The organism is Trueperella pecoris, assembly GCF_014926385.1.
Taxonomy (GTDB): Bacteria; Actinomycetota; Actinomycetes; order Actinomycetales; family Actinomycetaceae; genus Trueperella; species Trueperella pecoris.
Genome location: NZ_CP053291.1, coordinates 2,113,382 through 2,133,002, shown reverse-complemented (window position 1 = coordinate 2,133,002; position 19,621 = coordinate 2,113,382). Strand labels below are relative to the sequence as shown.

The 19,621-nt window shown below is 62.0% G+C and carries 17 protein-coding genes and 1 tRNA gene; 7 read left to right on the top strand and 11 right to left on the bottom strand.

Translation table 11 applies throughout. From position 1 onward, the window contains the following. Positions 1-62: 62 nt before the first annotated feature. The 6 genes from pknB to HLG82_RS09700 form a co-directional block, all read right to left on the bottom strand. The gene (gene pknB / locus HLG82_RS09725) at positions 63-1,895 is read right to left on the bottom strand and encodes a Stk1 family PASTA domain-containing Ser/Thr kinase (RefSeq protein ID WP_193326632.1); all 1,833 of its coding nucleotides are present in this window, start codon (positions 1,893-1,895) and stop codon (positions 63-65) included. A gap of 106 nt (positions 1,896-2,001) precedes the next feature. Continuing rightward, on the bottom strand, positions 2,002-3,441 hold the full coding sequence (locus HLG82_RS09720; protein ID WP_193326631.1) for a peptidoglycan D,D-transpeptidase FtsI family protein: 1,440 nt from the start codon (positions 3,439-3,441) through the stop codon (positions 2,002-2,004). After that, positions 3,438-4,946 (bottom strand): FtsW/RodA/SpoVE family cell cycle protein, encoded by a 1,509-nt coding sequence (locus HLG82_RS09715; protein ID WP_193326630.1) that lies wholly within the window; start codon positions 4,944-4,946, stop codon positions 3,438-3,440. The genes HLG82_RS09720 and HLG82_RS09715 overlap by 4 nt, the downstream gene beginning before the upstream one ends. Next, entirely contained in the window at positions 4,943-6,274 is a 1,332-nt protein-coding gene (locus HLG82_RS09710) for a protein phosphatase 2C domain-containing protein (RefSeq protein WP_193326629.1), read from the bottom strand. Before HLG82_RS09710 ends, HLG82_RS09715 begins: the two co-directional genes overlap by 4 nt. Then, positions 6,271-6,813 carry an FHA domain-containing protein FhaB/FipA gene (locus tag HLG82_RS09705; RefSeq protein WP_193326628.1) on the bottom strand — a complete coding sequence of 181 codons (543 nt, stop codon included), beginning with the start codon at positions 6,811-6,813 and terminating at the stop codon, positions 6,271-6,273. The genes HLG82_RS09710 and HLG82_RS09705 overlap by 4 nt, the downstream gene beginning before the upstream one ends. Next, positions 6,810-7,508 (bottom strand): FHA domain-containing protein, encoded by a 699-nt coding sequence (locus HLG82_RS09700; protein ID WP_193326627.1) that lies wholly within the window; start codon positions 7,506-7,508, stop codon positions 6,810-6,812. The genes HLG82_RS09705 and HLG82_RS09700 overlap by 4 nt, the downstream gene beginning before the upstream one ends. Positions 7,509-7,755: 247 nt before the next feature. Between HLG82_RS09700 and HLG82_RS09695 the strand changes: the two genes are divergently transcribed. Continuing rightward, a tRNA-Leu gene (locus HLG82_RS09695) sits at positions 7,756-7,839 on the top strand. Between the two features lie 190 nt (positions 7,840-8,029). Next, positions 8,030-8,308, top strand: coding sequence for a hypothetical protein (locus HLG82_RS09690; protein WP_193326626.1), 279 nt, complete (start codon positions 8,030-8,032; stop codon positions 8,306-8,308). A gap of 129 nt (positions 8,309-8,437) precedes the next feature. Here the strand turns inward: HLG82_RS09690 and HLG82_RS09685 are convergent, their stop codons facing one another. Further along, positions 8,438-9,346: a macro domain-containing protein gene (locus HLG82_RS09685; protein ID WP_193326625.1), complete on the bottom strand. Its 909-nt coding sequence runs from the start codon at positions 9,344-9,346 to the stop codon at positions 8,438-8,440. A 226-nt stretch (positions 9,347-9,572) separates the two neighbouring features. Here HLG82_RS09685 and HLG82_RS09680 point away from each other — a divergent pair, with 226 nt between their 5' ends. Next, on the top strand, positions 9,573-10,040 hold the full coding sequence (locus HLG82_RS09680) for a ribonuclease H family protein (protein WP_193326624.1): 468 nt from the start codon (positions 9,573-9,575) through the stop codon (positions 10,038-10,040). Between the two features lie 104 nt (positions 10,041-10,144). On the opposite strand, the gene HLG82_RS09675 is transcribed toward HLG82_RS09680, so the two are convergent. Continuing rightward, positions 10,145-10,843, bottom strand: coding sequence for a DsbA family oxidoreductase (locus HLG82_RS09675; RefSeq protein ID WP_193326623.1), 699 nt, complete (start codon positions 10,841-10,843; stop codon positions 10,145-10,147). Positions 10,844-11,259: 416 nt separating this feature from the next. Between HLG82_RS09675 and HLG82_RS09670 the strand changes: the two genes are divergently transcribed. Then, a complete protein-coding gene (locus tag HLG82_RS09670; protein ID WP_193326622.1) occupies positions 11,260-13,362 on the top strand; it encodes a S9 family peptidase in 2,103 nt (700 codons plus the stop codon). 198 nt (positions 13,363-13,560) lie between these two features. On the opposite strand, the gene mtnN is transcribed toward HLG82_RS09670, so the two are convergent. The 3 genes from mtnN to HLG82_RS09655 form a co-directional block, all read right to left on the bottom strand. Further along, the gene (mtnN, locus tag HLG82_RS09665; RefSeq protein WP_193326621.1) at positions 13,561-14,910 is read right to left on the bottom strand and encodes a 5'-methylthioadenosine/S-adenosylhomocysteine nucleosidase; all 1,350 of its coding nucleotides are present in this window, start codon (positions 14,908-14,910) and stop codon (positions 13,561-13,563) included. Further along, entirely contained in the window at positions 14,907-15,368 is a 462-nt protein-coding gene (locus HLG82_RS09660) for an S-ribosylhomocysteine lyase (protein ID WP_193326620.1), read from the bottom strand. The genes mtnN and HLG82_RS09660 overlap by 4 nt, the downstream gene beginning before the upstream one ends. A gap of 178 nt (positions 15,369-15,546) precedes the next feature. Continuing rightward, positions 15,547-15,957 carry a Fur family transcriptional regulator gene (locus HLG82_RS09655; RefSeq protein WP_193326619.1) on the bottom strand — a complete coding sequence of 137 codons (411 nt, stop codon included), beginning with the start codon at positions 15,955-15,957 and terminating at the stop codon, positions 15,547-15,549. A 535-nt stretch (positions 15,958-16,492) separates the two neighbouring features. On the opposite strand from HLG82_RS09655, the gene nrdH reads away from it, so the two are divergent. From nrdH to nrdE, 3 genes are all read left to right on the top strand, one after another. After that, complete coding sequence (nrdH, locus tag HLG82_RS09650) at positions 16,493-16,744, top strand: glutaredoxin-like protein NrdH (protein WP_193326618.1); 252 nt, start codon at positions 16,493-16,495, stop codon at positions 16,742-16,744. A gap of 168 nt (positions 16,745-16,912) precedes the next feature. Further along, positions 16,913-17,314 (top strand): class Ib ribonucleoside-diphosphate reductase assembly flavoprotein NrdI, encoded by a 402-nt coding sequence (gene nrdI / locus HLG82_RS09645; protein WP_193326617.1) that lies wholly within the window; start codon positions 16,913-16,915, stop codon positions 17,312-17,314. Then, positions 17,299-19,446, top strand: coding sequence for a class 1b ribonucleoside-diphosphate reductase subunit alpha (nrdE, locus tag HLG82_RS09640; RefSeq protein WP_216858940.1), 2,148 nt, complete (start codon positions 17,299-17,301; stop codon positions 19,444-19,446). Before nrdI ends, nrdE begins: the two co-directional genes overlap by 16 nt. The last annotated feature ends 175 nt before the right edge of the window (positions 19,447-19,621 follow it).

The following is a 19,621-nucleotide window of genomic DNA, read 5'->3' as shown; positions in this document are numbered from 1 at the left end:
TGAGCTGGCATGAAAATGCGCAGTGCCAGTGCACTGCGCATTTTCTGTATTAACTACGCCCGTTAGCGTCCGCTGCCTCGATTATCCACAGTCGGCTCATCCGTTGTGGGGTTAGCCGGGCTGGGGAAGGTGGGCAACGGCGTCGGCGTCGGGACCGGGGTAGGAGCCTTGGCAACGACGATCTCGACGCGCTCGTTGTAAGGAATCTTTCCAGGGCCGGGCGTCATGGAGATGACGGTGCCGGGAAGGGCGTCGGAGGTTTCGGTCTCGGTGATCGAAATGGAGCGGATCTTGAGATCCTCGCTCAGGACGCGCTCGGCCTCTTTGACGTCGAGGCCGCGGACGTCGGTGAGGACCACGTCACCGGAGGCGACGACGAGGTTGACTTGGCTACCGCGTTCGACCTGGGTGCCGGCCTCGGGGGAGGTTTCGGCGACGGTATCCTTGGCAAGGCCGGGAACATCCTTGGTGTCGACGCGTCCCACACGGAGCCCGAGACCTTCGAGGGTCTTCTTGGCTTGGTCCTGGGTATAGGAGCCGTTGGCGACGTCGGGAACCTCAGTCTTTCCGACGCCGGAGGAGAAGTGGACGGTGACGCTCGTGCCTTCGTCGACGTTGGCGTTAATCGGAGGGTTGGACGAGACGTAGATGCCTTGGGCAATCTTGTCATCCTCGACCGGGTCGCCCACGTTGAGCACGAGCTTGTGGTCGGTGAGAGCGGCACGAACCTGGGCCTCGTTCATGCCGGTCAGGTCGGGAACGGTGGTCTGGATCTTCGTGGTCTCGGTGGTGGAGGGATTGCTCGTCGCATTGATGATCGCGTAGCCAATGCCCGCCAGAGCGATGATGAGTAGGATCGTGCCGAGGACGAAGAACAGACGGTTGCGCTTGGCCTCATTGTTAACGGGCACCATGCTGGTCTGGGTCATGGTCGTTCCGCCCGGTGTTGGCACGACGGGCGGCGTGGCGGGCGCGATTTGTGTCGGTGCCGCGATCACCTGGGTCTGCCAATGGCCGACGGCGGGCGCGGATACTTCGTCGCCGTGAATGGCGGCGAGGAGGTCGGAACGCATCGCGGCTGCGCTCTGGTAGCGGTCCTCGCGTCGTTTGGCGAGAGACTTGGTCACCACACGATCGAGCGCCTCGGGGATATCGGGAGCGATCGACGTCGGCGTCGGGGGCTGCTGAGAGACATGCTGGTAGGCGACGGCCACCGCGGAGTCGCCGCGGAAGGGAGGCTGCCCGGTGAGTAGCTCGAAGAGGAGGCAGCCGGTGGAATACAGATCCGAGCGGGCATCGACGACCTCGCCGCGGGCCTGCTCGGGCGAGAGGTATTGGGCAGTACCGACGACGGAATTTGTTTGGGTCATGGTGGCCGAGGAATCGGCGATTGCGCGCGCGATGCCGAAGTCCATGACCTTGACCTTGCCGTCGGGCGTCAACATGATGTTGCCCGGCTTAATGTCGCGGTGGACGATATTCTCGCGATGGGAATATTCGAGCGCGGACAGAACGCCGACGACGATCTGGACGGCTTCGTCAATCGGGAGCGCGTCCCCATTGCTCAGCAGCTGGGAGACGGTGCGGCCCTTGACGTATTCCATGACGATGTAGGGCAACGAGAGAGTGCGGCCGGCCTCTGAAAGGACGGTTTCTTCACCGGTGTCATATACCGCCACGATGGACGGGTGGTTGAGCGCGGCAGCAGACTGGGCTTCGCGGCGGAACCGGGCGATGAACGTGGGATCTTGCGCGTGATCGGTGCGCAGTACCTTGATGGCAACCGTACGAGAGAGGCGGGTGTCGTAACCAAGATGCACCTGCGCCATGCCTCCGCGACCGATGAGATCACCGACCTCGTAACGATCGCCTAGGATGCGTGGTATATCAGCCATGCCGAACTTTCCTTTCCCTGTGCACAATGCACTCTCAACATACTGCCTGAATGTAGCGCAAAACTGCCAACTTAAGAGGTCACAATCCGGTTACAAATAAATGTGGTCATCGGCCAACCACCGCGTCGATGACGGCACGCGCGACGGGGCCGGCGTTCTGGCCGCCGTCTCCGCCGTTGATGACGAGCACGGCGACGGCGACGCGCGGGTTGTCCGTGGCGTCGAAGCCAGCAAACCATCCGTGGGGCGGAATGTCGGGGCCGAGCTCGGCGGTGCCGGTCTTGCCCGCGACTTGAACGTAGCTGAGGGCGGCGTAGGCGCCGGTCCCCTTGTTGACGACGTCGACCATCATCTTCTGCAACTCTCCCGCCGTCGTGGCTGAGATGGGTTTGCTGAATTCGGAGGGCGACGTCGTGGATAGAACGCCGAGGTCAGCGGTGAAGGTCTGATCCACGAGGTAGGGCTTCATGAGCGTGCCATGGTTGGCGATCGCGGAGGCGACCATGGCCATTTGGAGCGGCGAGGTAAGAATGTCACGCTGTCCAAAGGAGTCCATCGCCAGGGCGGCCTTGTCGGCGGGGTCGGGGAACTGGGAGGGACGCACACGCAACGGAATGTTGAGATCTTGTCCGAAGCCGAAAGCCTTGGCCAGCGCCTGCATCTTCGCGGCGCCGGCGTTGATGCCACCGATGGCGAATGCCGTGTTGCACGATTCGGTGAAGGCCACGCGCAGGGGGACCTGCCCGGACCCGTCGCCGCACTGATGCTTGAGGGGGTTGAAGATTTCGTGGGAGGTCCCCGGCGGGGAATAGGTGTAGGGGGCCTCGACCATGCTGTCGGCGTTCAGCCCGCCTTCGACCATGGCCGCCGCCGTAATCATCTTGAAGACGGATCCGGGTGCGTACAGGTCATCGCCGATGGCGCGGTTAAGGAGCGGCTTGGCGGGATCGGCCGAGTATTGCTCCCATGCTTGGGTGGCGGTTGCGCGATCGTGTGAGGCGAGCGGGTTGGGATCGAAAGACGGCTTGGAGACGAGGGCAAGGATCTTTCCGGTGGACGGCTCGATGGCGACGACGGCGCCTTGCCGCTTTCCCAGCGCATCCCAGGCGGCCTTCTGGGCAGCAGGATTAATTGTGAGCGAGACGGCTCCGCCCTTGGGGTCGGTTCCGGTGATGAGCTCTTCGAGGCGCTGTGGGGTGAGTCGATCGTCGCTCCCGCCAAGGACCCCGTTTTCCGCACGCTCGATGCCGGTCAACGAATTGTGGATCACGGAAAAGTATCCCGTGATCGGGGCGTAGAGCTCCGGCTGGGCGTAGGTGCGCAGGTAATTGTAGGGAGATTCGATGGGTGTAGAACCGGTGATGGGATCGCCGGCGACGATGATGGGCCCGCGGTCCACACCGTACTCGCGGTAGAGGGTGCGCGCGTTGCGTTCGTCCGCGTTGAGGGAGGGAGCACGCACGAATTGGATGAGAGTCGCTGCCACCATGAGCGTGAGGAACATGATGATGACGACGATGCTGAGTCTGCGCAGCGGCGGATTCACCGGACCACCTCCGTCGGGTATCGGTCGGCGTCGGTTTCCGCCTCGACCTGGTCCTCTTGTGCCTCGCCGTTTTCATCGGCGGGAAGATCCGCGACGCCGTCGTCGGCCTCGTCTGGGGAGTCGGGGCTGTCGGGTAGCGAAGGCAGCGGGGAGGATGCCGGGATGTAGGGACGGCGGGCGGCGTCGGACATGCGAATGAGGAGACCGATGATGATCCAGTTCGTCAGGAGGGCTGAGCCGCCGTGGGCCAGGAAGGGGATGGCGAGGCCGGTCAGTGGGATGACGCCGGTGACTCCGCCCGCCACGATGAAGCACTGCAGTCCGATCGCGAAGCCGAGGCCGGAAGCGAGCAGCTTGCCGAAGCCGTCGCGAAGGTCGAGGGCGGTTTTGATCGCGCGCGAGACAAACAGGAGATAGACCGTGAAGATTGCCAACAGACCAATCAGGCCGATCTCCTCGCCGAAGGAGGCGACGATGAGGTCGGAGTTGGCGGCGAAAGTATTGCCCGGATAGCCCTGGCCAAGGCCCGTTCCGAACAGTCCGCCGGAGGCCATGCCGAACCAGCCTTGGACGATCTGCCATGACCCGTACTGGGCCTGATAAACATCCTGGTCGAGGGCATGAAGCCAGATGTCAAAGCGGGCCTGAATGTGGGGCATGACCTGCACGAGGAAGTACACGCCCACGGCCGTCAGCAGGCCGCCGATAATGAGCCACGAGACGCGCTCGGTCGCCACGTACAGCATCGCCACGAAAAGGCCAAAGAACAGCAGCGCCGTGCCGAAATCCTTCTCAAGCGCGAGGATGATCATGCAACCCATCCAGCCCACGAGCAGTGGGCCAAAGTGACGCCCGCGCGGCAACTGGATGCCGAGGATTTTCTTCCCGGCCAGTGCGAGGTTGTCACGCTGGCTGACGAGGTAGCCGGCGAAGAAAATTGCGAAGAAGATCTTTGCCAGTTCGGCCGGCTGGTAGGAGAAACCGAGAACGTTAATCCAGATGCGGGCTCCATAGTTCGACCGGCCGATGCCGGGCACCATCGGAAGCAGAAGCAGTATCGTGCCGAGGATCAGCGAAATGTAGGTGATGCGCCGCAAGGAGCGATGGTTGCGCAGAGCGAGGGCGGTTGCCGTCATGAGTACGATGCCGACGGCGGCGAGCATCATTTGCCCATCAACCACCGTGCCTTTGCCGCGCGCCGCCAGCGAATAGTCGATGCGTTCAATCATGACAAGGCCCAGGCCGGTCAACAGGACGGCCGCGGGGAAAAAGATCGGGTCCGCCCACGGAGCCTGCCAACGAATCAACACATGGGCAACGAGGATCAGCCCGCCCGAAACCCCGGCGACGAGCCAGAACTTCTCCGGCAAGGCGCCGGCTCTCTCCACGCTCACACCCTGATAGACGAGGATCCACGCCAGCAGACACACCCCGAGGGCGAGTGTCAGAAGGCCGAGTTCGCGCATCCGCCCGGTGCGTGCGCCGCTTTGAGTGACCACACTCATTGGACATCCTTGGCGGTTGTTGGGTCAGTGGGCAGGGGGATGGGAGTGCTGTGAAGCGCCGGCGCGTCGGGTGACGGGCTGGCCGTCGACGTCGTCGGGAAGGCGCTCGGCCCATCCGTCGGTTGGGTGGTGGGCTCGGTTGGTACGACCCGCTTCTGGGCCGACAAGTCGCTGACCACCTTGCGTGCCTCCGCCAAGGAAGCGCGCGTGATAGGTTCACCGATTCGTTCGCGCGCAACCGCGCTCAAATCGGCGACCTCCACGTCCGACGTCTCGTACAGGCTCGACAGCTTCAGCGGCCCCACATCCTGGGGAACGCCCTTAAAGATCGCGATCTTGCCCGCCGATTCGGCAACAAAATACTGGGTTTGGCTCCACGCATAGGAGGCGAAAACGCCGCCTACCACCAGCGCAATCAACGCGCCGATGGCTGCCACCCGCGCCCAAGGGCTCGGGCCGCGTCTTTCCTCAACGTCCTCAGCATCCGGTTCACGACGCCGAAGCGCGGCCATCTTACCCGCCGCCGAATCTGAGCCACGGGTGGGCTTTTGCGCGTCGATCGCGGCCGAGCCGACGATCACGGGGGGAGCTGGGGAAACGGCGTCGTTCGACGCGACGTCCGCCACAACCACGGTGACGTTATCCGGGGCGCCGGCGGCTAAGGCAAGATCGACCAGACGCTGGGCGCACGCATCCAGATCCGAAAAATCCCGCAAGGTCTTGGCGATTCGCTCCTTGGACACGACGCCGAAGAGCCCGTCCGAACACAGCAGCCAGCGGTCGCCCGGGATCGCCTCACGGATCGACTTATCAATCTCAAGAGGCTCCGGCGAATCCCCAATGTTGCGCATAATCACGTTGCGCTTGGGATGATTCTCCGCCTCCTCGGGCGTGAGCTCACCGGTGTCGACGAGGTACTGGACCAGCGTGTGATCGTGCGTGATCTGGGTTAACGAATCGCCGCGCAGCAAGTAGGCCCGCGAATCTCCGACGTGAACCATCCCGAGCTTGTTCGACGCGCGCAAAATCGCAATACACGTTGTGCCCAGGCCGGCGAGAGCCGGGCTGTCTTGTGCGCATTGAATCAGCTCGGCGTGGGCCGCCTCGAGCGTGTCCGTCAAGAGCGGGAGGAGATCCTCGGCCTGGTGGACGTCGTCGATCTGGGCCAGGTGGGCCACAGCGATGGACGAAGCCACGTCGCCACCCGCAGCGCCACCCATGCCGTCCGCGAGAACGAGGAGGTTGGTCGAGGCGTAGCCGGCATCCTGATTCGACTTACGAATCAGGCCGACGTCTGAGGCCGCGGAATAGCGGAAAGAAATGGTCACCGACGCAACTCCAACGTAGTTTTGCCAATGGTCACCGGCGTGCCATAGGTCAGACGGGTGGGCTCGTAAATGCGCTCGCTGCCCACCCATGTGCCATTAGTAGAATTCAGGTCCTCCACGAACCACTCCCCGCCCTGAATGAAGAAGCGCGCATGCCGAGCGGAGGTATAGCCGTCGTCGAGCACGAGGGCCGAATCGGGTGAACGCCCCACCGTGACCGAGCTCGTCCCCAACGGAATCGTGCTGCCCGTCAACGAGCCGCCACTGACCACGAGGTGCGTGCGGGCCGGCGCACTCGACGGCACGGGAAGCGGCGAATTGTGCCGACCCGAGCGGGCCGACACCGCCTGCGCCGACGACACGCGCGGGTCACCCGCGCGCGATGACGAACGCGAGAGGCCCGAGCGGGTCAGGCCCGAGCGGGAAGAAACCCGCGTGCCGAACAGGTCGTTCTTAATCGTGACGAGCACGGCAAAGATAAATACCCACAAAAGGGCGAGGAAGCCCAAGCGCAACAGAGAAACAACAAAAGCGCTCATAGCATCTCCGGGGTAGTCCAAAACATGATGCGCGTGTGGCCGATCGTAATTGTATTGCCATCAAGCAACGTCGCCGCCGTGATCTTGTGGCCCTCCACGTAGCTACCGTTCGTTGTATCAAGATCCGTGGCGATCACGCCGCCCGGGGTGACACGCAACTCCAGGTGGCGACGCGAGACGCCGGCATCGTCAACCGCAATATCCGCCGACGAACCCCGGCCGATCACCGTCACCGCGCCGGTGAGCAAATAACGCTCACCGTCGACCTCAATGATGGGATTCTCGGGTGTCGCATCAGACGTGGTTGCGGGCGCCACCGGGCCACGCTTAGACCGGCCCCGCACCAGCAACTTCCCCCGCGAAAGATCCTCGTTAAATGAGAAAGACACTTTGACAGGGCCAAGGAACGTGTAGCGCTGCTCGCGTGCGTACGTGGTGGCGACGTCGATTAGCTCATCACGCATCGCCTCCTCACCCCATTCCTCGAGCTTGTCAAAATCCGACTGTGCCAGGACGACCTCAAACTCATTCGGCACGACGACGCGCTCGCGGCTCACGGCCGCCGCCCGATCATCCATCGACTTCTTAATGCCCGAGGCCAACTCGACAGGCTTGAGGTCAGAGCGAAACGCGCGCGAAAACACGTTCTCAAATGCGTTCTCAACGCCACGTTCAATCTTGTCGAATGCGCTCATCGTGATCCTTTCGGGGTCAGCTGCCATAAGACATAGCATCTCTACTCTTAGACTACTCGTTTCATATGTGTGAGGTCATCAGGCGACGGGCTGGTTTTGGTCGCCGGCCGTCTGGCCCGCGCGGCTGCCGATAGTCCGCTCCACTCGGCCCACAGGTGGTGGTGATCAAATGCATGAGAAAGCCTCGGCGCCGAGTTGGAACGATCGCCGATATACGTGTAGGCTGTTCTACGCCGCTAATGCACTTGCTCGAGTGGCGGAATAGGCAGACGCGCACGGTTCAGGTCCGTGTGCCCGAAAGGGCGTGGGGGTTCAACTCCCCCCTCGAGCACAGATAAAACGCTGACATACCAACGAAAAGTGGTTGTCAGCGTTTCGTTTTCTCCGGCATCCCGGCTCGGTGTCGACGCCTTCCGATTCCGGATGTGAGGGCATTGGCTTGGCTGACCGGGCGGCGGTCGTAGTCGCTTCTCATTCGTCGAAAACGGCCCCGGCGCTGCTTGCGCACGGGTGATCAGCGGGTGATCGGGCTGAAAGCGAGCTCGGACCGTCGCCGGCCTGCTCCGACCGTCGCCGGGCAGACGGTAACGACCGGCGACCAGGCCCGAATCTTCGCCGACCACTACATCTACGCCCACATAAAGTCCGCCGTGAAGCGCGCCGGCCTCGAAGCTGGCATGACCCTCGAGGCCGTGGGCGAGGTGGCAAAGCTCGCTGGGATCGGCCTCTTCGTCATGGGCCTCGGCCTGACTGCCTACGGTTTCCTCTACAAGGGCCGTAAGACGAAGGCAGAAGCCTAGTCGGCGAAAGCTAGATCGGCGAAACGCGCGAGGCGCAGTCCTCCGATAATCGCGATCCTTTAAGCGTGCGGGTCTCCGGCCCACACGCTTTTGCATCTGACGAGGCCGAACGGCGTCGTGAAAATTTACCTAGTCGTCAATCCAGGTGTTAAGTACATCGGCGTAGGTGAGCGCGTCGGACTCGGAGTGCACAGAGAAGACGACCAAGTCGAGGTGCTGGCTGTTGGCGTCCATCCACGTGTTGACGGCGTCGAGGGCGATTTGTGCAGCCTCGCGGATCGGGAACGCGTTGTAGCCGGTGGCGATTGCGGGGAAAGCGATCGAACGCACGTCCTCCATGTGGCGGGCGAGCTCGAGCGAGCTCCAGTAGCAGTTGTAGAGGACTTCGCGGTCCGAATCCTCGATCTTGCCGTCCTTGACGTTCGGGCCGACAGTATGAATGACGTACTTGGCCGGCAAACGGTAGCCGCGCGTGATCTTGGCGTTGCCGGGATCCTCGGTCGCGGTGCCCTGAAGCTCCATAATTTTGGCGCAGTCGCTACGCATCCACGGGCCGGCTTGGGCGTGGAGCACGGAGTCGAGGCATCCGTGGAGTGGGATTCGGCATCCGGTGAGATCGGGAAGGGCGGTGTTGACGACGGCGTCGATCACCAGCTGACGCATATCTCCGCGGAAGAGTACGGTCTCGGCGGACGCGCCGAAGTCGTTTTCGGGCAGGAGATCGTGCACACGGCGCAGGTTATTGGCCTCGACGCGGCCATGCTCGCCGACCTGGCGGTAGAGAAGCGTGTTGATTGCGCGCGAGGCGACCGGGTTCAACGGCTCAGGCTCGCGCAGGGCGAGTTCGGCCTGAAGCCAACGGAGGAGGCCCTCGTCGGTTGAGAGGTGGGCGATCGAGCCGGTGCCCGTGTAGTGCTTGTTGTTGAGGCCGCCGAGTGCGGTCATCAGCAGATCGTAAGTGCTACGCGTATCGTCCACCGGCGCGGGGAACGGCTCCGAGAGCGAAATGGCGTCCCTATAGTCCTCGAGTTGCAGCATTCTAACCTTCCTCACGTTGCTCAATTCAAGATTACCCGAGTTGCCCATATGCAGGTACCTCGCGCACGACGCCGTCTCGCTTGTCACGTTCGCCCGCGCCGCTGACATGGGTGTGGGTGTAGGTCCGGGTGCCGATGGGCGGCGGACCGTGCGTGGTGCATCGTGCGGGCACGGGTGGCACGGGCGAGAATCGTGGGTGTCGGGGCGCGTCACGTATGCTGATGGAATGACTCAGATTGGACGCCCCAAGGAGGGCTACGACCTTGTAATTGCCACCGATGGCTCCTGCTCAGGCAACCCCGGCCCGGGCGGTTGGGCATGGGTAGAGCAGTACTCGGGGCAGACCGGCGCTGGTGGCGCAGCGAAGACCACCAATAACATCATGGAGCTCACGGCGATGATCTCCGCGCTGGAATTCGCTGGGCCCGAGGCCAACCTTCTGCTTCGTTCTGATTCTTCCTACGTGATTAAGTCGATGACAGAATGGGCGCCGGGGTGGCGGCGTCGTGGGTGGAAGAAGGCAGATGGAAAACCGGTGCTCAACCGGGAACTGATCGAGCGCATGGTCAACCTTTACGAAGCCCGCACCGGCCGGACCGACATCGAATGGGTGCGCGGGCATTCGGGAGACGCGGCCAACGAGCTCGCCGACACCCTCGCCGTGCAACAAACCGCGCTGCACTCGCGCCGGTAATAACGCCCGGGCTCACGCGGGTGGGGCTCACTCGGGTGGGACCGAACTCCATCTCCTCGGGCGCGGCGATGTCGAAAATCCCGGGGGCTCACGTCGGTGAGGCGCTAGTCGAGCGGGACCTCCTGGGCGTGAGCCACCTGCAGCTCGGCCACGGCTCGCTTGATCGTGTCTGAAAAGACCTCAACCGGCTGGGCACCAGAGATTCCAAACTTCCCGCCCACGACGTAGAAGGGAACGCCCTGGATGCCCAGGGCTCGGGCATCGCGGATGTCGGCGCGGACGGCGTCGGCATACTCGCCCGACTCGAGCTCGTCGGAAACCTCGGACGGATCCATGCCCAGCTCCTCGGCAACCTCGACAAGGGTGTCGGTGTCGGCCACGTTGCGAGCCTCGGTGAAATGGGCGACGTAAAGGCGCTCGAGCGCCTTCGCGCCAAGAAGAGCCGACTCCTCCGGCGTCGTGCCACGGGCTTTCGCCGCATACACCAGCTGGTGGGCGAGGAAAGTATTGACCGCGCTCGCCTCGGCCCAATTCATCGTCAGCCCTTCAGCGGCGGCAAGCTCCGCGGTCGTCTGTAACGACTCGTGGACCTTGGCCAACGTGAATCCCTTCGCCTCCGCGAACGACTCGGCGTAGGGGCCGGTCGGAGAGGTCGGCGCGTCGGGGCGCAGCTGATACGAGTGGTATTCAACCGCGACCTTCTGGCCCGATTCCTCAATCCCCTTCTGGAGGCGCTGCTTTCCGATCCAGCACCACGGGCAGGCGATGTCAGCCCACGCGTGAACCACGATGTCATGTTCCATGCCCCCACCCTACATATGTGGAGCGGAAAGGTGCGATGTGAAGCGGGGCCGCCGGCGGCTGTGGGGCTTGTGGGGCCTGGCGGGCCTAGGGGGTTTGACCCGCCAGCCGGGCCAGCAGTGGACCAACACCCCATTTGAGGGGTGTTGGTCTGATATTGGGGATAATTTGCCTAACGCAAGCCGTCAAAACCGCCTGCGATGGGCGGGGCTAGTCCCGACCCCAGCCAAATCCTGTGAGTTTTTGGTCAAAAATGGCAAGTGTGTTCACGAAAAACCAAATACTCACAGGATTTGGCGGCGAGGCGAGGTGGGGTGGGCGGCGAGGTAGCAGGATTTTGCGGCGCCGGTGCCGGGAGGTTCTGCCTGGCAGGTCCGCCCATGCAGGAAGCTGCGGAGGTTCTGCCTACAATTGGTGCATGACGAATTTGAATGCGGGGGCTCCACGCGCGCAGCGAATCCCCTACGAGCGGCACTTCCATGGGCAGACCTTCATCGATTACTACGAATGGATGCGTGAAGACGAGTCGCGCGTGTGTGAACACATCGATGCTGAGAACGCTTGGTTCGATGAAAATACGCGGGATCAGCAGGGGCTGCGCGAACAGATCGTGGCCGAGATTGCCTCGCGGACCAAGGAGACGGATGTTTCGGTTCCGGTGCGCCAGGGTGATTACTGGTACTGGAGTCGCACGTGGGAGGGTCGCCCATATGAGGGCCTGTTCCGCGTTCCGGTCAATGGGCTGAAGCAGACGGAGAAGGCCTCGGGCGAGCGTCCGCAGCCCGGGACTGCCGGCGCTGGCGAGACCTGCGTGTATGACGCCAACCAACTTGGTGCCCACGAAGAGTACTTTGCCACGGGGTCGTCGGAGGTTTCCCCCGACGGCCGCCTTTTCGCGCTCGCGATGGACACGACGGGCGATGAGCACTTCAAACTTCGTATTCATGAGATTGAGTCGGACGTCGTCGTCGACGACGCCGTTGAAGGCATCGGCTACGGACTAGTGTGGTTGGCTGACTCCAGTGGTGTCTTCTACACGCGCGTGGATGATGCCTGGCGTCCCCACGAGGTGTGGTTGCACCGGGTTGGCACGAGTCCCGAGGAAGATGTGCTCATCTGCCAGGAAAATGACGAGATGTATAACCTGTGGATCGAGGCTTCGCGTGAGGGGACGTGGATGGTGGTCAGTGCCGCGTCCACGGACACGACCGAGGTTCGCCTCATCTCGACTGTCACCCTCGAGGAAATCCTCGTGCGCCCGCGCCAACAGGGTGTTTCTTATTGGGTCGAGCCCGCCGGCGACGAGCTTCTGATCTGCCATAACGTCAACGAGATCGGTTTTGAGCTGGCCAGCGCGCCCGTGCGTCCGAGCGAGCCAAAAGAGTGGCTGAGCCTGGTCAAGCCGGCAAAGGGTGAACGTATTTTTGACGTGACGGCCTTCAAGGACTTTGCCGCGTTCGAAATGCGCTCAAACGGCGGCACTCAGATTCGAGTGATGGAACGCGCGGAAAAGGGTTGGGAGGAGTCGTACGTCGTACCGATTCCGGAGACCATGACGGTGGAGTTTGCTGCTAATCCCGAGTGGGAGAGTACTGTGATCGACGTCGTCGCCGAATCGCTCATCCAGCCGCGCACGTGGATGTCGTGGGATGTGGAGAACAAGAAGCTTGAGACGCTCAAGCGCCTCGACGTGCCCGGTTATGATCCTGACTCCTACGTCGAGTACCGCGAATGGGCGACGGCGGCAGACGGGGTGAAGATCCCGATGACGATCGCCCACCGCGCTGACCTCGATCGTAAGGGGACTAACCCCGGATTCATCTATGGATATGGTTCCTACGAGGTTTCCAACGATCCGTATTTCACCGCTATGCGGTTGCCGCTGCTTGATCGCGGCGTCGTCTACGCCGTCGCCCATATTCGCGGCGGCGGCGAGATGGGGCGCGAATGGTACGAAGACGGGCGCCTTCTTAAAAAGAAGAACACGTTCACGGACTTCGTTGCGGCATCCCGTCAGCTTGTTGACAGCGGGTTGGTCGACGGCGGTCGGCTTGCGGCTGAGGGGCGCTCCGCCGGCGGACTGCTGATGGGTGCCGTGACCAACCTTGCCCCCGAGCTTTACCGGGTCATTCTCGCGGGCGTTCCTTTCGTGGACGCGCTCACCACAATCCTGAAGCCCGAACTTCCGTTGACCGTGGGCGAGTGGGAAGAATGGGGCAATCCAATCGAGTCCGCAGAAGTATATGACTACATGGCTCAATACTCTCCGTATGAGAATATTCGGGCCGTGCGGTACCCTGCAATCCTCGCGACCACGTCCTTGAACGATGTGCGTGTGTCCTACCTCGAGCCCACGAAGTGGATTCAGGAACTACGCAACACCGTCGCCGAAGATTCGGGCATGATCCTGCAATACACCGAGAAAGTTGCCGGTCACGCCGGCGGATCCGGCCGATATTCCCGGTGGGAGCGTCGCGCGCGCGAGCTGGCTTTCGTGTTGCGGCAACTGGGAGTCGCTTAGACGGGCCTGAGCGGCATCGCGCTGGCGGGGCGTCATCTCGCTCCCGCTGGTGACGCACTTCCCCACTGATGACGCACCTCGGCATAAACGGCGCACCTTAAACACAGGTTTAAGGTGCGCCGTTGGCGGAGAAGTGCGACGGCGAGGACGGCGACGGCGAGCCGAGCCGACACTCACCGACCGGGCCCGACCGGCGCTTTAAGACTCCCGATCGATGGCAGCAGCGTTGAGCGCTTCCTTCCAGGACCCGAACCGTTGCCGAATAGCGGCGCCCGAGGGCAATTTTCCTGCGTTGCCCGACTCGGTCAGCCAGGCCGTGTAGGCATTGAACGAGGGCTGGCGGCGGTCGTGGTGGGCGTCGATCACATAGGAGCGAATGGCGAACAGGTAGTCGTCGGAAGAGAACTTCAGTCCGCCACGATTGCGGCCCCGGCGTGGTTTGAGACCAATCGAGGTCAGGGCGTCGTTCCAATAACCATTGAATCGCTTGATCACCGTCTGCGAGGTCGGCGGCCACATGAAGCCGCTTTGGTCCTTGCCGTGGCTCTTAACGAACTCGGCCCGCTGAGTGTCGTAGTCCTTCGCGGTCAGGGTGGCGGAAGGCTCGTTTTCCGAGAACTTGTAGCCTGCAGCGATCAGCTTGATTACGCGCTCGCGGACGCCTGGCTCAAGCCTGTCGACGTGTTCGGCGATGTCGGCTGCGAGGCCATCGGGCAGCGTCGCAGCGCTTGGTTCGAGCTTGTGGGCCTTGGCGAGCATGAGGAACAGGGCACACTGCAATGACGCCTTGGAAAAATATTGGGCTGGGCCGTGACCGGAACGCTCGATGTCGAGCGCCGACGTGCGTGAGAGCAGGTCAAGTACCGTTCGGGCAGCCGCGGTGGCAACCCCGTCCAGCTCTTCATTAAAGGTTTGCGCTTGCTTCTTGGCGTCACTGGCGCCAACGACGTCGGAAATTGATCGCACCGACGCGAAGGGGATGTCGAAGGCGTGGGCGATCTGGGCGAGCGCCTGGGATTCCATGTCGGCGGACAGGACGCCTGGGAAGGTTGTGCGCATGTTGGCGACGTTGGCCTCGGTTATGAACGAGTCGGAGGAGACGACGAGCCCGGCGTGCGTGCTGCGGTTCGCCTGGCTGGCAGCCTGTGCGGCTTCGACGAGGTCCGCGGTCGCTTCGAAGTATTCGGGCTGGCCCGGAACCTGACCGGGTGCGTAGCCGAACGCGGTGGCGTCCGCGGCTCCGTGAACGTACTTTGTGCCGACGACGATGTCCCCGATCGCGAGCGAGTCATCGAGACCGCCGGCGGAACCGACGGACACGATAGCGCGCGGTTCGAACTTACCCAGCGCCCATGCGAGCAGGCCCGAGGCGGCTACCATGCCCACGCCCGTCGTGAGAAAGAGGATGGAAGAGCGGCCCTTGCGGGCGAGGAAGGCCGATCCGAACGGGGTGCGCACGTTCGACGTCGTAAAGTCGGGCAGGAGGGAGGTGAACGGGGTCATCTCCTCCGTCATAGCGGCAACGATAATGGCGTTAATTGTGGTCATGCGTACACGACACCCCACTGCGAGCGTGCCTCAAGCATGGTGGAGATGGCGGCCTGGGCGGCGTCGAGAGAATGATTGGAGCCCCAACCGCACTGGACCTCGTTGGCGGCCGGGACGGACGTGGCGGCGAGGATGTCGCGGAAGGCGTGTTCCAGGAGGGCCATCGTGCCTTCGACGTCGGGTTCGGCGTTGCGGATGAGGTAGAAGCCGGTTTGGCAGCCCATCGGGGAAAAGTCGACGATGTCGTCGGTGTGGTTGCGCGCGTATTCGGCCACCGAATGTTCGATGGAGTGGACTGCGGGCATGTCGAGGTGGTCTTCGTTGGGTTGGCAGAAGCGCACGTCGTACTTCGTGAGGACGTCTCCGTGAGGTAGTCGCTTGACGTCCGCGATGCGGATGAATGGCGCTGCCACCAAGGTGTGGTCGAGGTTGAAAGACTCGACGTTCATTTTCTCCATACGGGTTCCTCCCCAGGGCAGCATGGACGATCCTTCGTGTGGCGTTTCGACGACGGCCGAGAAAGTTACGTGCTATGGTGCCCGACAGATTTTTTGACGTGTAGTTATCTTAGCAGTATAGCGAAATAGGGGCTATTAGTCGCCGGGATGGTGGAAAACTGAAAGCTAAGATATGCGCCTATTGGCAGGCAGGGCAGTAGCCCCAGAAGGTCACTTCCGCCTCGTCGATCACGAAACCATGAGTATCTGAAGGCTCGAGGCAGGGTGCCGATCCGACGACGCACGGAATGTCGACGAGCGTGCGGCACTTGCGGCACACGAGGTGGTGATGATTGTCGTGACGCGCGAGTTCATAGAGGGGGACGGATCCGTGTGGCTCGATTTCGCGCAGGAGGCCCTTTTCGGTGAGGACGTGGAGGACGTCGTAGATTGCCTGCGTGGAGACAGAACCGAGGCGCTGGGTGACACCCTGACGGACAGCGTCTGCGGTGGAGTGCGGTCGAGCTTCGAGCTCTTCGAGCACCGACAGCCGCGGGCGCGTGACGCGAAGGCCAGCTTCGCGTAGTTGCTCTTCAAAGGGTGTGTCCATACCGCCTATTTTCCCTGCAAGACTGGAGTAATTCAAGGACGTCCGCCCTAGCTCGTCTGACTGGGCTGTTGCGACACGCCCGGGGACACGCCGATCGGGTGGTGCGGCACGCCGAGGGGTCACGGGGATTTTTGCGTCGCCTGAGCCTGCTTTGCGTCCATTTATCCACCATGGTAGACAAACTTGTCGACAGTTGTGGAAAAGTGGATAAAACTTATCCACAGGGCGGTGGATTTGTGGACAAGAAAATGTGTTGGAGGCGGGATGGAGGATAGATCCACGGCATGGCGAGGGCCGCCCCCGGTGGCAGCGGTGGAAGGTTTCGTGGGTAACGTGGGTGTGATGTTTCGCCAAATGAGACGTCGCCGAAAGTCTCCACAGGAGCTTTTCCGCGAGGTGACGCAGAGGCGGTCTCGACACGCCGCCAACACATCATCTAGTGGTGAACGGAACCGGGAGCCCTAGGTGTAGTGTTGATACTCGTATCCCTGAGGCCGGGTTGCCGGCCGTTTCCAAGCCCGTGAGGAGAAATTCAATGGCTATTACCGTCTACACGAAGCCTTCGTGCGTGCAGTGCACCGCCACCAAGCGAGCACTGAAGAAGCACGGCCTTGAATTTGCGGAAATTGATCTCATCGAGGATGCTGAGGCTCTCGCCACCGTCAAGGCCCTGGGCTACCAGCAGGCGCCCGTCATCTTTGCCGGCGGCGACCACTGGTCGGGCTACCGCCCGGACAAGATCAAGGCCCTCGTCGCTGACGCGGTCAGCGCGGAGGTCTCCGCCTAAGAACGCCCATGACGCCGGTGCCATGCGAGCGGCATCGCTCGGTCGGCACTGGCAGCGGCGGCACCGGCAGCGGCGGCACCGGCAGCGGCGGCACCGGCAGCGGCGGCACCGGCAGCGGCGGCACCGGCGAGCGCGGACGGCGTCGTTCGTGTAGAAGAAGGAGAAGTGATGGTTCACATTGTCTATTTCTCGTCGACTACCAATAACACGCAACGATTTGTGGAAAAGCTGGGATTCTCCAACGAGAGGATCCCGCTGCGTCCCACCGATGATTTCCTGCGGGTCGAGCAAGAATACGTGCTCGTCACCCCAACCTACGGCGGCGGAAATCAAAAGGGCGCCGTCCCCAAACAGGTCATCAAGTTTCTCAACGACGAGCACAACCGCTCACTCATTCGCGGCGTGATATCGGCGGGAAACACCAACTTCGGCACGGCATACTGCCTCGCGGGAGACATTATTTCCGCGAAGACGAAGGTTCCACACATGTACAGGTTCGAACTGCTCGGCACCCCGCGGGATGTGGAAGTGGTTCGAGAAGGATTGGAAGAATTTTGGACACAACTCTGACGGACACTGGCGAGGAGAACCTCGACCCCGCGCTGGACTATCACACGCTCAACGCCCAGCTCAACCTCTACGACGCCGACGGCAAGATTCAGTTCGATGTCGACCGGATGGCTGCCCGCCAGTACTTCCTCCAGCACGTCAACAAGAACACGGTCTACTTCCATGACCTCGAGGAGAAGCTTGCCTACCTGGTGGAGGAGGGTTACTACGAGGCTGCCGTCCTTGAACAGTACGATTTTGCGTTCATCAAGTCCCTCTACAAGGCCTGCTACGCGCACAAGTTCCGCTTCCCGACCTTCCTCGGCGCCTTCAAGTACTACACCTCCTACACGCTGAAGACCTTCGATGGCACCCGCTACCTCGAGCGTTTCGAAGACCGCGTGTGCATGGTTGCCCTCTTCCTTGCCCAGGGCGACGAAGCGATGGCAATGGACCTCATGGAAGAGATCATCACCGGCCGCTTCCAACCGGCAACCCCGACGTTCCTCAACGCGGGCAAGGTCGCGCGCGGCGAACTTGTGTCCTGTTTCCTGCTGCGCGTGGAAGACAACATGGAATCCATCGCGCGCGCCATCAACTCGGCCCTCCAATTGTCCAAGCGTGGAGGCGGCGTGGCCCTGAATCTGACGAACCTGCGCGAACTCGGGGCACCGATTAAGAAGATCCAAAACCAGTCCTCCGGCGTCAACCCCGTCATGAAGCTGCTTGAGGATTCCTTCTCCTACGCCAACCAGCTCGGTGCACGCCAGGGTGCGGGCGCGGTCTACCTCCACGCTCACCACCCGGACATCCTCCGTTTCCTCGACACCAAGCGTGAGAATGCCGATGAGAAGATCCGCATCAAGACGCTCTCGCTCGGCGTCGTCATACCGGACATCACCTTCGAACTGGCGAAGAAGAACGAGGACATGTACCTCTTCTCGCCCTACGACGTCGAACGCGTATACGGCGTGCCTTTCACGGAGATCTCCGTGACGGAGAAATACCGAGAAATGGTGGACGACAAGCGCATCCGCAAGACGAAGATCAATGCCCGCGCCTTCTTCCAGACCCTGGCCGAGATCCAGTTCGAATCCGGATACCCCTACATCCTGTTCGAGGACACGGTCAACCGTGCCAACCCCATCGAAGGGCGCATCACCATGTCCAACTTGTGCTCGGAGATTCTTCAGGTTTCTGAACCCTCCACCTACAACGCGGACCTGTCCTACGACGTCGTTGGCAAGGACATCTCCTGCAACCTCGGTTCGCTCAACATCGCTAAGGCCATGGACTCGCCGGACTTTGCCCGCACAACTCGCACGGCTATTCGGGCGCTCACCTCGGTCTCGGACCAGACCTCGATCGAGTCGGTGCCATCGATTAAGCGCGGTAACGAGCAGTCGCACGCTGTTGGGCTGGGGCAGATGAATCTGCACGGATACCTGGGGCGCGAACGCATTCATTACGGCTCGCCGGAGGCGCTCGACTTCACCAACATCTACTTCTACACGGTGGCATTCCATGCCATTGCGGCGTCGATGGAGTTGGCGCGCGAGCGCGGGCAGACGTTCCACAACTTCGAAAATTCCGATTATGCCAACGGATCCTTCTTCGATAAGTACATCGACAAGGCGTGGGTTCCCGAGTTTGATCGGGTCAAGGAGCTATTCGCCGGCATCCACATTCCTACCCAGGAGGATTGGAAGAAGCTGCGGGACGACGTCGCCACCTACGGCATGTACAACCAGAATCTGCAGGCCATTCCGCCGACGGGCTCGATCTCGTACATCAACAACTCCACGTCTTCGATTCACCCGATCGTATCCAAGATTGAGATCCGAAAAGAAGGTAAGCTCGGCCGCGTCTACTACCCGGCCGCCTACATGGACAACGACAACCTCGAGTACTTCAAGGATGCTTACGAGATTGGGCCGGAGAAGATCATCGACACCTATGCGGCTGCCACCCAGCACGTCGACCAGGGCCTGTCACTGACGCTCTTCTACCCCGACACCGTGACCACCCGCGACGTCAACCGCAACTACATCTATGCGTGGCGCAAGGGGATCAAGACCCTCTATTACATGCGCATCCGCCAGGCTGCCCTTGAGGGAACCGAAGTCGAAGGCTGCGTGTCGTGCATGCTGTAGCGCGGGCCCCGCGCTAACGGCGCACCTCTGCCTTAACGGCGCACCTCTCCATCAGTGGCGCACCTTAGACCCCGGTTTAAGGTGCGCCATGAGCGTTGAAGTGCGTCGCAGGCGGAGAGGTGCGACGTGGAGGAGGTCCAGTTGCCCAGACGCGCCCAGTGCGCCCGCCAACCCA